This is a genomic window from Antarcticirhabdus aurantiaca (assembly GCF_009765365.1).
Classification (GTDB): domain Bacteria; phylum Pseudomonadota; class Alphaproteobacteria; order Rhizobiales; family Rhizobiaceae; genus Antarcticirhabdus; species Antarcticirhabdus aurantiaca.
On sequence record NZ_VTOM01000008.1, the window covers coordinates 153,023 to 165,684 of the forward strand.

General features: G+C 69.5%; 11 protein-coding genes. 4 read left to right on the forward strand and 7 right to left on the reverse strand.

Features of this window, described 5'->3' with window-relative positions:
- Nucleotides 1-78: 78 nt before the first annotated feature.
- The gene (locus FZN60_RS11795; protein ID WP_158873676.1) at nt 79-2,058 is read right to left on the reverse strand and encodes a putative bifunctional diguanylate cyclase/phosphodiesterase; all 1,980 of its coding nucleotides are present in this window, start codon (nt 2,056-2,058) and stop codon (nt 79-81) included.
- 20 nt (nt 2,059-2,078) lie between these two features.
- Nucleotides 2,079-2,609, reverse strand: a complete 531-nt coding sequence (locus tag FZN60_RS11800; protein WP_158873677.1) for a putative pterin-binding protein — start codon at nt 2,607-2,609, stop codon at nt 2,079-2,081.
- Nucleotides 2,610-2,932: 323 nt separating this feature from the next.
- Here FZN60_RS11800 and FZN60_RS11805 point away from each other — a divergent pair, with 323 nt between their 5' ends.
- Nucleotides 2,933-3,382, forward strand: a complete 450-nt coding sequence (locus FZN60_RS11805; protein ID WP_158873678.1) for a YciI family protein — start codon at nt 2,933-2,935, stop codon at nt 3,380-3,382.
- A gap of 78 nt (nt 3,383-3,460) precedes the next feature.
- Here the strand turns inward: FZN60_RS11805 and FZN60_RS11810 are convergent, their stop codons facing one another.
- The 4 genes from FZN60_RS11810 to FZN60_RS11825 form a co-directional block, all read right to left on the reverse strand.
- Nucleotides 3,461-4,552, reverse strand: a complete 1,092-nt coding sequence (locus FZN60_RS11810; protein ID WP_158873679.1) for a hypothetical protein — start codon at nt 4,550-4,552, stop codon at nt 3,461-3,463.
- Between the two features lie 141 nt (nt 4,553-4,693).
- Complete coding sequence (locus FZN60_RS11815) at nt 4,694-5,128, reverse strand: GFA family protein (protein ID WP_158873680.1); 435 nt, start codon at nt 5,126-5,128, stop codon at nt 4,694-4,696.
- 261 nt (nt 5,129-5,389) lie between these two features.
- Nucleotides 5,390-6,817, reverse strand: coding sequence for an NAD(P)/FAD-dependent oxidoreductase (locus FZN60_RS11820; RefSeq protein ID WP_158873681.1), 1,428 nt, complete (start codon nt 6,815-6,817; stop codon nt 5,390-5,392).
- Between the two features lie 61 nt (nt 6,818-6,878).
- Nucleotides 6,879-7,034 carry a hypothetical protein gene (locus tag FZN60_RS11825; protein WP_158873682.1) on the reverse strand — a complete coding sequence of 52 codons (156 nt, stop codon included), beginning with the start codon at nt 7,032-7,034 and terminating at the stop codon, nt 6,879-6,881.
- Nucleotides 7,035-7,462: 428 nt separating this feature from the next.
- Here FZN60_RS11825 and FZN60_RS11830 point away from each other — a divergent pair, with 428 nt between their 5' ends.
- The 3 genes from FZN60_RS11830 (at nt 7,463) to FZN60_RS11840 (ending at nt 10,981) form a co-directional block, all read left to right on the forward strand.
- Entirely contained in the window at nt 7,463-8,479 is a 1,017-nt protein-coding gene (locus FZN60_RS11830; RefSeq protein ID WP_158873683.1) for an LLM class flavin-dependent oxidoreductase, read from the forward strand.
- Nucleotides 8,480-8,741: 262 nt separating this feature from the next.
- Nucleotides 8,742-10,592, forward strand: a complete 1,851-nt coding sequence (locus FZN60_RS11835) for a PAS domain-containing HWE histidine kinase family protein (protein WP_158873684.1) — start codon at nt 8,742-8,744, stop codon at nt 10,590-10,592.
- The gene (locus FZN60_RS11840) at nt 10,589-10,981 is read left to right on the forward strand and encodes a response regulator (RefSeq protein WP_158873685.1); all 393 of its coding nucleotides are present in this window, start codon (nt 10,589-10,591) and stop codon (nt 10,979-10,981) included. Before FZN60_RS11835 ends, FZN60_RS11840 begins: the two co-directional genes overlap by 4 nt.
- Nucleotides 10,982-11,047: 66 nt before the next feature.
- On the opposite strand, the gene FZN60_RS11845 is transcribed toward FZN60_RS11840, so the two are convergent.
- Nucleotides 11,048-12,625: a serine protease gene (locus tag FZN60_RS11845; protein ID WP_158873686.1), complete on the reverse strand. Its 1,578-nt coding sequence runs from the start codon at nt 12,623-12,625 to the stop codon at nt 11,048-11,050.
- Between the last annotated feature and the right edge of the window lie 37 nt (nt 12,626-12,662).

Below are 12,662 nucleotides of genomic sequence, written 5' to 3' on the forward strand. Positions count from 1 at the left end.
CGAGGCCCTTTCCAGCACCGCCAGGCGTCATCATCGCCCATCCTCTTCCCCGAGGCGCCGTCCGCTCCGGACTGCGCGTCATGCCCCGGCCGGACGTGCGATCTGCGTCCGGGCGTCGTCGGGAGCCGGCATCGGCCGCGCCCCACGGCGCGCCTGGACCTCCCCAAGGCGCTCGCGCGCCAAGCGCGCCGCGCAGTCGATCGGGGACAAGGGGCGGTCGAAAAGGAAGCCTTGCCCGAAGTCGCATCCGAGGGCGCTAGCGAGTTCGGCATGGTCCTGCGTTTCCACGCCTTCTGCCACCGTCTCGACGCCGAGATCGGCGGCGAGGCCGCAGATCGCCCGGACCACCACCTGGTGATTGGCGCTTTCGCACGAGCCCTGCACGAAGCTGCGATCGATCTTGATGGTGTCGAAGGGGAAGCGCGTCAGATAGCTGAGAGAGGCATAGCCGGTCCCGAAGTCGTCGAGCGCGGTGCGGATGCCCGTCCGGCGCAGGGCGTCGAGGGTCGCGAGAGCCGCCCCGTCGTCGCCGATCAAGGTCGACTCGGTGATTTCGAGCGTCAGCCGGTTCGGCTCGATGCCGTGTTCGGACGCCGCGTCGGCGATGCTGGCGATGAGGCTCGGGTCCGAGAACTGACGGGCCGAGAGGTTGATGGCGATGCGGACATCGTCGGGCCAGTCCGAAACGCTGCGGCAGGCCTCTCGGATCACCCATCGTCCGATGGGCAGGATGAGGCCGGTGTCCTCGGCGATCGGGATGAAGTCGGCCGGCCAAACGACGCCCCGGGACGGATGCCGCCAGCGCAGCAGCGCTTCGAAGCTCTCCGTCCGGCCGGTGACGAGGCTGACGATCGGCTGGAATGCGAGAAACAGCTCGCCGCGCTCGACCGCGTGCTCCAGGTCCATCGAAAGCGCGCGACGCGCGGCATAGGCCGTCTTGAGCGAGGCATCGCAGATCCGCAGCGTGCCGCGCTGCTTGTCCTTCGCGGCGTAGAGGGCAAGGTCCGCCCCCTTGAGGAGATCGGCCGGTCCCTTGTCGTCGGCGCCGAGCACGGACACGCCGATGCTCGCCGAGATCGCGACGGGCACGCCCGCGGGAAGAAACGGCCGGTCGAAGCAGCCCATGACGTGCCGGGCGCATTCGGTTGCCCGGTTTCCGGCGCCCGGTCCGACGAACAGCGCTGCGAACTCGTCGCCCCCGAGCCGGGCGAGGGAGGCGGCATCCGTCAGGACGGGCCGCAGGCGTTCGGCGGTCTCGCGCAGCAGCGCGTCGCCCGCGGCGTGGCCGAGCGTATCGTTGACATGCTTGAACAGATCGAGATCGAGCATGAGCACGGCGATCGAGCCGAGTTGCGGGCTTGCCTCGGCGGCCCCTTCGAGCGCTTCGTTGAAGGAGCCGCGGCTCGCCAGTCCAGTGAGGGGATCGATCTCGGCGGCATGCCGGGCCCGCTGCCGCATCCGGCGCAGGAGCAGGACCAGGGCCAGGCCCGACAGGGTCAGGCAGACGACCTGCGCCGTGATGGTGCGAAAGATCCAGCTCAGCCGCCACTCGCCTTCGGCGACCCGGCGCGAGGCGATCGACGTCGTGAGAGATGCCAAGCGCGCCGCCTTGGCGTTCAGGGGCTCGAGGGCGGCCAGGGCCTTCAGCGCATCGGTTTCGGTGCGCAGGGTCTCGATCGTGGGCGTGACGGACCGCACGACGCTTCGCATCTCCTCCACCAGGAACGACGCTTCGGGATCGTCCCGGCTCAATTCCTGGGAGTCGTTCGCCGCCAGAACCTCCATGCGGTTGAGCACGATGTCGAGGCGAAGGGCGACGTCCTCGTCGGTCACCTCGCTGTGAGGCATGAAGCGGGCGGCGATCGTCGCCTGGAGCCGCGTCAGTTCGGGCGCGGTCGCCATGACCTGGTAGACGACGTTGTTCTCGGTCGACCTCGAGATCCGGCCGACATGCTGGGCGCCCGCGAACAGCATGCCGATCGCGGCCAGCGCCATCGCCGATGTGGCGCCGACGAGCGGGATCTCCCAGCCGCTTCGGAAGCGAAATCTGCGACGCATGCGGGCCATGGGGCGGATGATCAGAAGACGTCGAGGCGCGCGAGCTGCCAGGCGCAGCGCGCGAAAACGTCCTGGCGCTTCAGATCCCGGCGCTGGTCGAACGGATAAACGACGAACAGGGGACCCTTGTCGGAGACGGGCATCGGCTGTCCGTCGCGGCGCATGGCGAGGATCGCCCCATCCGAGGCCAATTCCTTCATGGGGAGTTCGGTGACGTAGTCGTTGAGGGCCGTGGCGCGGATCGTCGTGCCCTCGGCACCCAGGTGGTCCATGAGGACGGAGAGCGGCACGCCCTCCCAGACGGGGACGCCCTCGGTCCAGGGGGTGGCGGTGGCGAAGCTGCGGGCGCCGAGCGCTTCCAGCATGTCCCTGTCGAAGACGGCTTCCATGCCGTCGTTGACGACCTTGATCCTCCCGCCGACGCGCAGGATCGGTTTGCCGAGCGGACGGGGAAGGACGGAGGGTGCCGCAACGGCGCGGGAGGTGGCCGCTAGGAACGAGGCGACCGCGAGGATGCCGAGCGCGCGCCTCCGCGAGGGATGGAAAGACATGGAGGGCACAATCCTGCTGATCATGCCTCTAGTATCCAGGATTCCTCCTAACGTTCCCTTCCACCGCCTTGGTACGTAGAAATGCTTGAAGCCTGGGCATGGGGAGAACAGCGGCCGTTCTCCCGGCTTCGTTGCTGGACATTTTTTCCTCCGTCGGGCCTCCGTCGCGATCGGGACGTTCGGCCGACTTGCCGCTTGCGAGTGTCCGCCTGAACAAAAGGAGTTCAGCTCGCGGTCCGGAGGTCCGCGGAGAAAACTCTTGCTGGCAGGCGCCGGGCGAGCTTTGATCCTCCGTGCTCGTAACATCGACTGGGAGGGACGCGATGCGCGTGATGGTGCTGGTCAAGGCGGATGCCGACAGCGAGGCGGGCCGGATGCCGCCGCCCGAACTGCTCGAAGCGATGATGAACTTCAACGAGGAGCTGACGAAGGCCGGCGTCCTCGTCTCCGGCGATGGGCTGAAGCCCACGTCGCAGGGCGTGCGCGTCCACTTCTCGGGCAGCCGGCGCACGGTCACCAAGGGACCGTTCGCGGCGATCAGCGAACTCGTCGCCGGCTTCTGGATCTGGGAGGTCGACTCGATGGAACAGGCCGTCGAGTGGGTGAAGCGCTGCCCGAATCCGCAGTTGTCGGATTCGGACGTCGAGATCCGCCCGTTCTACACGATCGAGGACTTCGCCGAGATTTTGACCCCGGCGATCGACGCGCAGGCCAGGCGCATCGATGCCGAAGTGGAGCGGCAGCACGGCCGATCCATGCCGCCGGGCGCCTGAGGCGAGGGGACGAGCGGGCACCGGAAGCCGTCTCGGCCATCGAACCGACCGGGTTCGAGGCTGCGGCCTCTGGAGCCGTTACGCGCCCGCGGTCAGGCGGAGAACCTCCTCGACCCGCTCGTATTCGACCAGTTCGCCGGCATAATGCTCGGCCAGACCGGCGAAGCCGTCGACGTCGGTCATGACGAGCGGGCCGGGCGCGTGGAACGGGCCGAGATAGGTGTCGCAGCTCTGCGCGACGAGAACGGCGTCGCCCGTTTCGGGAACGAGGCAGGCATGGATCCGGGTAGCGGGCTCGCTCAGGCCGCGGCGGGCCGAAGCCGTTTCGATCTCCCCGAGCGCGGCGTGCCAGGCGAGCGAGGACCCGGCCTCGTGCCAAAGAACCGGCTCGCCGAGGCGGAAGGGCAGTTCCGCGGCGAAGCTGTCGAGCCAGGACGCGCGGGTGGCTGATATCGCGAGGCTTCGCGCTTCGGCCTCCTCGTCCGACACGTCCCAGTCCTCGGGCGGCGCGAGGCAGATCCCGAGAAGCAGGCAGGATACCGGCTCCCCGTCCGCACCCGCCGCGATCAGGGGCAGGTCCGCGGAGCGCACCGCCTCCTCGGCCGCGGCAAGAGCGTCCGCCTTGCTCGACGCCGTGTCCTGGAACAGCGCGGCAAGGTCCGTCGTCAGGCGCGCGGCGGTCGCGGGTCCGACGGCCAGGAGGTCCGCGGCGTCCGGCGCCAGAAGCGTCGGCAGGATGACGATCGCGGCTTCCTCGGCGAACATGCCGGAGGCGCGCAGCGAGGCGGCGAGAACCGCGAGGCTCGCCGGATCGTTCGCGAAGGTGAGGATGTCGCCGCGCGTGCCGGTGACGGGGAAGAGGATCGGCTCGAGATCGAACTCGTGCTCGTTTCCGGACGGCGAGGTCGCCACCATCCGCCCCCAGGCGGCCTCCGCGAAGACGTCCCGCCGGAACTCGTCGTAGCCGTCCTCCAGTAGGTCGCGCAGTTCGGGCTCCAGGCGCCGCCAAGCTTCGTCGAGATCGGGAAGTGCGAAGTCGAGTTCCATCGGCCGGTCGGCCGAGTAGGCCGCCGCCGCCCCGAACAGAGCGCGCTCCGCGGGCGTCTTGCCCCGCTTGGCGGCCTGCCGGGCGAGCTTGGCCGCGTAGCGCCGATCCTGCCTGTTCGTCACGCTCGACTCCTGACTTGTCCGCGCGGCGGCGCGCTTCGCCGCTCCTATCACGTCGCGCACCGACGCGGCGCAACTCCTGCGTCCCTTCTCCGGGCCCGGAGAGCCGGGACATCGGCGATGATCGAGCGCCGATCCCTCCCGTTAGGCGGGGTCCTTGTCGTAGACGGTGGCGCCCCGGGGCATGCGAACCCACGAATGACGGCGGCAGTCGTAGATCGAATCCTCGGGCGCCGGGAAGCTCGGATCGGCGAAGCCGCCGACCGCGATGAGGACGGCCGAGTCCGGGACGCCGTCCTCCGTGTGGAAGAGGTTGGTGCCGCAGACCGGGCAGAAGCGGAAGCGGAACGCCGTGCCGCCGTCGCCCAGGCGCACGTAGTCGGTGGCGGTTCCCTTCACCTGGTAGGGCGGGGAGAAGGCCGCGAGCGTCGCGAAGACGCTTCCGGTGCGCCGCTGGCAGGAGAGGCAGTGACAGACCCCGACGCCGAGCGGCTCGCCGCGCACGAGAATCCGCAGCTGGCCGCAGGAGCAGGACGCCGAGCGGTAGCCTTCCGGGCGCAGAACCGAGGCGGGGCTCATGCCGATGAACGCTCGTCCGCCCGCGCGTGCCGGGTGGCGGCGCGCGGTTCGTTGTTTGCCGCCGGCGCCTGCGCCGCCTCGGCTTCTGGCTCCATGCGGAACGACGTCGGAAGGGTTGTCATCAGCTCGTCGGGAAAGGCGGTTGGGATCGGTCGTCTCGACGCCTAGCGGCGCGCGCCGGGCGAGACAAGGACGTTCCGCCCCGGACCTTGCGCCGCCCTGTTCGGCGCTCGCCGCTTCTCCGCGCGCCGTCGCGAGCGCTCAGGAGGCGAGCTGGCGAGGCGCGGGTGTCGGCCCGGGGCCGGCCGCCGTCACGGGCGCGGTCGGGCCGCGGGAGCGGGGCAGCGAGGGACCCGGCTGTTCCGAAACGTCGTCGGCGATCAACCGGGCGCCGCGCTCGTAGGTCAGATAGCGCCAGAACCACTGCATCGAGACGAGAAGGCGATGCTGGAAGCCGACCAGCAGGTAGACGTGGACGATCGCCCAGGCGATCCAGGCAGCTAAGCCTTTGATCTTGCGGCGCCCGTGCTCGAAGACGGCGGCGTGCCGGCCGACGATCGCGGCGTTTCCCCGGCTCTCGTAGCGGAACGGTTCGATCGGCGCGCCCGTCTCCGCGTGGCGCGCCAGGCCGCGGCCGAGATGGATGCCCTGCTGCTTGGCGACCTGCGCGAGGCCGGGAAGCGGCCGTCCGTCCTCGGCCGCGAAACTCGCGACGTCGCCGAGCGCGTAGATCCCCTCAAGGCCGGGCACGGCGAGGGTGGGTTCCACGACGATGCGCCCGGCCCTGTCCGTCGCCGCGCCGAGCTGACGGGCGAGCGGCGAGGCGCGCACGCCCGCCGCCCAGATCACGAGGCCGACCGGCTCGCGCCGTCCCCCGACCGTGATCGCGGTTTCGCCGATGTCCTCAACGGCCTCGCCGGTGCGGACGGTGACGCCCAGCTTTTCGAGGCGCGCCCGGGCATAGGCGGACGCCTTTTCCGAGAAGCCGCCGAGAAGCCGCGGCCCGGCTTCGATCAGGCTGATCCGGGTCGCCGCCGGGCTGATGTTGCGGAAGTCGCGCACGAGCGTGTAGCGGCTGAGTTCGGCGATCGAGCCGGCGAGTTCGACGCCGGTCGGGCCGCCGCCGATGATCGCGATGCTCGTCAGCCGGTGCTGCTCGGCGGGATCGGTCTCGCGCTCGGCGCGCTCGAAGGCGAGAAGCAGCCGCGAGCGGATGGTGCGCGCGTCCTCGATCGTCTTGAGGCCGGGAGCCCAGCGCGCCCATTCGTCGTGTCCGAAATAGCTGTGGGTCGCCCCGCTGGCGAGCACCAGGCTGTCGAAGCCGATCGCCTTGCCGCAGGTGAGGCGCAGCGTCCGCGCGGCGGGATCGATCGCTTCCACCTCGCCGAAGAGCACCTGGACCGAGGGATAGCGCCCGAGGATCTTGCGGATCGGCTCGGCGACGTCGGGCGCCGACAGCGCGGCCGTCGCCACCTGGTAGAGAAGGGGCTGGAACAAATGGTGGTTGCGCCGGTCGATCACCGTGACCGGCACGCCGGCCGCGCCCAGCGCCCGCGCCACCTCCAGGCCGCCGAAGCCGGCGCCGACGACCACGACGTGCGGCCGGGCCGCGCGGGAGCGACGCTCCCGGACCGTTCTGTCGGCTCCAGGGAGCGTGACCTTCGCGGAACCGATGTCGACACTCGTCATCCTGGCCTCCTCGGGCGGTCTCGCCTGCCGCAGCCCGGACGCGGGCGCCGGTCGCCCTGCATCAGTTGGTGGCCCTGCCGAGATCGTCGAGCCTGAACCTCGTCGGGAGCGCGTCGGGATCGGGCTCGAAGGGACGCTTGACGATCTCCTCGGTGCTCAGAAGACGCTTCTCGTCCTGTTGTTCGCCGCGAATCGTATTGGATCGGTCTCTAGTCATCGCTGGAAACCTCCTGCATATCCCGAACAATTCGTCCGGAGACGCTGCTGTTCCTGCAAGATTAGTTAGGCGGTGTTGGTCGCGTGCAGCGTGCATGTAGTGTCCAGGTCGCAGTCTTTGGTGCCGGATTGGGGTGCATGAAAATTATAAAATTATAAGATCTGGTGAGATGCTCATCCGAATCGACGTAGTGCGAGCGACTGGGCGTGATCGAAGCGGGCGCCGAACGTGTCTGCGGATGCGGCCGATGGACGTTGTTTGCGGACGCGACGCTATCCGATCCGGATGCGCGCTGCGCGAGCGTTCGATGATCGCGAACTCTGCATCGCGATCCCCGAGGGTTATGCCGGCGTGGCCGGCCACGTATCTCTTGCCGAAAGGCGAGGGCCGAACGCTCGGCTACCGGTGCGCCTTGCAGGAGACGCCGCATGAAAAAGATCGGATTTCTGTCCTTCGGGCACTGGTCGCCGTCGCAGCGGTCGGGCACGCGCTCGGCCGGCGACACGCTGTTGCAGTCCATCGACCTCGCGGTGGCCGCGGAGGAGCTCGGCCTCGACGGCGCCTATTTCCGCGTCCATCACTTCGCCCGCCAGCTCGCCTCGCCCTTTCCGCTGCTGGCGGCGGTGGGCGCGCGCACCCGGCGCATCGAGATCGGTACCGGCGTCATCGACATGCGCTACGAGAACCCGCTCTACATGGCCGAGGATGCGGGCGCGGCCGACCTCATCAGCGGCGGCCGGCTGCAGCTCGGCATCAGCCGCGGCTCGCCGGAGCAGGTGATCGACGGCTGGCGCTACTTCGGCTACGCGCCGGCCGAGGGCGAAACCGATGCCGACATGGGCCGGCGCCACGCGGAAGTCCTCATGCAGGTGCTGAAGGGCGAAGGCTTCGCCGAGCCCAATCCGCGCCCGATGTTCCCGAACCCGCCGGGTCTCCTGCGCATTGAGCCGCATTCGGATGGCCTGCGCGACCGGATCTGGTGGGGATCGGCTTCCAACGCGACAGCCGTCTGGGCGGCGAAGCAGGGCATGAACCTCCAGAGTTCGACCCTCAAGGAGGACGAGACGGGCGAGCCGTTCCACGTCCAGCAGGCCAAGCAGATCCGCAGCTTCCGCGAGGCCTGGCAGCAAGCCGGACATGCCCGCGAGCCGCGGGTTTCCGTGTCGCGTTCGATCTTCGCCCTGGTGAACGACCAGGATCGCGCCTTTTTCGGGCGCGGCAACGACAGCGATCAGGTCGGCGTCATCGACAACATGCGGGCCGTGTTCGGCAGGACCTATGCGGACGAGCCGGATCGGCTGATCGAGCAGCTGCGCGGCGACGAGGCGATCGCGGAAGCCGACACGCTGCTCCTCACCGTGCCGAACCAGCTCGGCGTCGACTACAATGCCCACGTCGTCGAAGCGATCCTGACCCATGTGGCGCCCGCGCTCGGCTGGCGCTGAAGCGACCCGGACGCGCCCCGCGTCGCGCCCGATCCGTCGCCCATGGCGGACCGCCACGGGCGATCGTGGCGGTCCGGAGCACGGTTTGGCATAACCTGAACATATGGGCAGCCGCGCACGATTTTGCGGCTAAGCGTCCTTTTGTTGTAAATACTTGCCAGTGCCATCCTATGAATGACGGGGCGGATCCGCGCGCGGGGCAAGTATCATGGATGCTGGCGAAGGGGCCGGTTCGGAGCGCTGGCCACCCGGGGACAACGGCATGGCGCGCTATATCCGCGAGCGGGACTGGTGCGACACGCCGCTGGGAGCGATCGGAAGCTGGCCGCCGAGCCTGAAGACGACCTTGGGGCTGGCGCTCGAAATGCGCGAGCCGGCCGCGGTCGCCTGGGGACCGGCATGTCGTCTTCTCTACAATGACGGCTATGCGACCCTCATGGGACACCGGCATCCCGTGGGGCTCGGCCGGCCCTTCGCGGAGGTCTGGCCCGAGATCTTCGAGGAGCTTCGGCCCCGTATCGAAGCCGTCCTGTCCGGCGCGACGCAGGCCTTGGACGGCCGGCTTCCCGACCTCGCCGGTCCCGGCAACAGTGTGAGCCGCCCCGAGGTCGTGGCGAGCTGGACACCGATCCGGCTGGAGAGCGGAGCCGTCGGCGGCTTCCTGAGCCTCGGCGTCGACACCACGGCTCGCCATCGCACCGAGCAGGCGCTGGAGGCGAGCGAGGAGCGGCACCGGCTGATCCTGGAAAGCGCGCTCGATTACGCGATCTTCACCATCGACGCCGACGGAATCGTGACGTCCTGGCCAGCCGGCGCCCAGGCGGTGTTCGGCTGGAGCGAGGCGGAGATGATCGGGCAGGACGTCGCGATCACCTTCACGCCCGAGGACCGCGCCAATGAGGCGCCGCAGCGCGAGCGGGACGAGGCGCGTCGTCACGGCGTCGCGACCAACACGCGCTGGCACTTGCGCAAGGACGAACGCCGGATCTTCATCGAGGGGTCGGTTCGCCGCCTGCGCAGCAGCGGTTCGAGCGACGGGCACGGCTTCATCAAGATCGGCGCGGACGTCACCAAGCGCCGCGAGGCGGAAAAGCGCCTGCGCGACAACCGCCGCCGCCTGCGGAGCGTTGTCGAGGGTATTCCGCAGCTCATCTGGCGGGCGGCGCTCGGCGGCGAATGGACCTGGGCGAGCCCCCAATGGGGCAAGTATACGGGACAGAAGGGCGCCTTGAGCCACGGCTTCGGCTGGCTGGCGGCGCTGCATCCCGACGACCGCGGGCCGGCCCTTGAGGGCTGGCGCAACGCCGACGGCTCCTCCTACCTCGACATGGAGACGCGCCTCTACGACGCGGGGGAGGGGCGCTACCGCTGGTTTCAGTCGCGCGCTCTGCCGATCCGCGACGAGACCGGGCGGATCATCGAGTGGCTGGGCACGTCGACCGACGTCGACGACATGCGCCAGCTTCAGGAGCGCCAAACCCTTCTTCTCGCCGAACTGCAGCACCGCACCCGCAACCTTCTCGGCGTCGTCCGCGCGATGGCGGACCGCACGGCGGCGGGCGCGAACTCCCTCGAAGCCTTTCTTCCGCCCTTTCGCGAGCGGCTCGCCGCCTTGTCGCGCATCAACGGGCTCCTGTCGAAGCTGGAGCACGGCGAGCGCGTCACCTTCGACACGCTGATCCTCACCGAACTCGGCGCGCGCGGCGCGCTGGAGGACGTCGGCGGCCGGATCGTCCTGGACGGACCGGCCGACGTCCGCCTGCGCTCCGCGAGCGTGCAGACCTTCGCTCTCGCCATCCACGAGCTTGCCACCAATGCCGTGAAGTACGGCGCGCTCGCCGCGCCGGACGGCCGCTTGTCGGTGCGCTGGCGTGCGGACCTGAACGAGGCGGGGGCCCGTCGCCTCCACGTCGAGTGGATCGAGAGCGGCGTGCCGAACGTGCCAGCGCCCGACGCGCCGCCGCGCGGCGGCGGCTACGGGCGGCTGCTGATCGAGCGCTCGCTGCCCTACCAACTGCACGCCGCCGTCGCGTACGAACTGTCCGAAGGAGGCGTGCGCTGCACGATCGACCTCCCGCTCGGGTCGTCGCGGCAGAGGGGAGACACGCAATGACGACAGGCTTCGCCGACCGCCGCTTCGTCCAGCCGCCGAACCTCAAGGGATTGCGCATCCTGATCGCGGAAGACGAGTTTCTCGTCGCCGACGAGATGGCGCTGGATTTCAAGTTCTTCGGCGCGGAGGTGGTCGGGCCGGTGCCCTCGCTGTCCGAGGCCTTCGAACTCCTCGGCGACGACAAGCCGCTCGACGGCGCCGTTCTGGACATCAACCTGCGCGGCGAGATGGTGTTTCCGCTGGCGGAAGCGCTCCGGACGCGGGGCGTGCCCTTCGTCTTCTCGACGGGCTACGAGCGCTGGTCGATTCCCACGACCTATCAGAGCGTGCCGCTCTGCGAGAAGCCGGTCGATTCCGCAAAGCTCGCCAAGGCGCTGGTCAGACCCTGACCGATGGACGAAAAAGAAGGGCGCGGCATCCATGCCGCGCCCCGCGTCATCGCTCGTCCCGGCACTTCAATTGTTGATGCACAGGACCGGCATGATGGCGTCCTTGACCCGGGCCGTCGCGTCCGGGACGCTCTCGGGCGTCGCTGCCGGATCGGCCACGGTGAAGGACACGGCGTTCTGGCGGAGGAAGGCGGCGGCCGCATCCGGGCGGATCGCGAAGTTGACCGACTGCGGGATGTCCCCGGTGACGTCGGCGACGGCCACCGCGTTGAGCTTGGCGGTCACGACGCCGATGACGCGGCCCGCGAGGTCGACCAGCGGCCCGCCGGAATTGCCGGGCTGCACGGCGGCCGAGATCTGCAGGTAGCGCTCGTCGTTCATCAGGCCGAGCAGCGAGGAAACGTTGCCGCGGGTGACGTTGAGCGAGTCGGCCAGGATCGAGCGCAGGGGGAAGCCGAGCGCGAGGATGTCCTCGCCGAGGCGCGGCTTTTCCTCGGAGATGGCGAGCGGCGCAGCATCGAGCGCACCCTCGACCCGGATCAGCGCGAGGTCGTGATCTTCGTCGACGCGCGTCTCGACCGCGGCACCGTGGCCGGCGACGAGCACCGACTTGCAGGCCCGAACGACGTGGGCGTTGGTCAGGAGCCAGCCGTCCTCCGAGACGAGGAAGCCCGTGCCCGACATGTCGAAACCCGGCATCGGCGGCGTGTCGAAGTTCGGGGCGACGCCCGCCTCGGCTCGGTCGGCGCCGCGGTCGTCCGGCAGCTCGAAGAGATTGGGCTTGGCGGGGTCGGCATAGGCCATGGCGTAGCGCGCCGGCTCGCCGCGCTCCGCGCCGCCCGGCACCGGGCTCAGGAGATCGGAGAACTTGAGCGGGGGCTTGGCCTCGGCGACGAGCGCGCCGCGCGGCTCGCCGGCAAAGGGCTGGAAGAGGTTCGCGGCCACCGCGACGTAGGGCGCGATCCGCTCGGCCTCGGCATCCACGTAGGAGGCGGAGAAACCGCGCAGGTCGCCGCCGCGGTCGGCGAAGCGGATGTAGTAGGCGCGGCCGCGATCCTCGCCGGAAACGATGAACCAGTCGTCGCCGCGAGCCGCGGACAGGACGGTGCGGGTCGGGGTGGACGACGACAGGATGCCGTAGAGGCCCTCCATCGTCTGACCAGCCTCGGCGATGCGCACGAGCTCGATCTCGATGCCGCCGTTCGCCGAGCGCCAGAGATGCCCGACCTCGCTCCGGCCGCGATCCTCGACGAGGCCGAGGGGCAGCGCCATGCGGGCACCGGTCTCCGGATCGTCGACGTAGCCGAGGCCGACGGCGTCCTGCGCCTCGTCGGACTTGGACACGAGCATGCGCAGGAACGGCTCGGAGATGATGCCGTCGGCCTTCATCCCGTGGCGGGCCTGGAAATCGCGGATGGCGCGCAGCGAAGCCGGACCGATGCGGCCGTCGAAGGTGCCGGCATAGTCGCCCGTCCAGGCGAGCCGCATCTGGAGGCCCTTGCGGAAGTCCTGATCGGTCTGGTTGTTGTAGGCCGATGCAAGTCCAGCGTGATCGGCGGCAACTTGTGCGAAAGCAGGCATGCCAAGCACCGGTGCTGCCGATACGGCCAGACCGATCACCAGGGCGCGAAGCGCGTTCCGCATGTTAACCCCCTCGTCAGAAACTTGCGACGGAAGAACG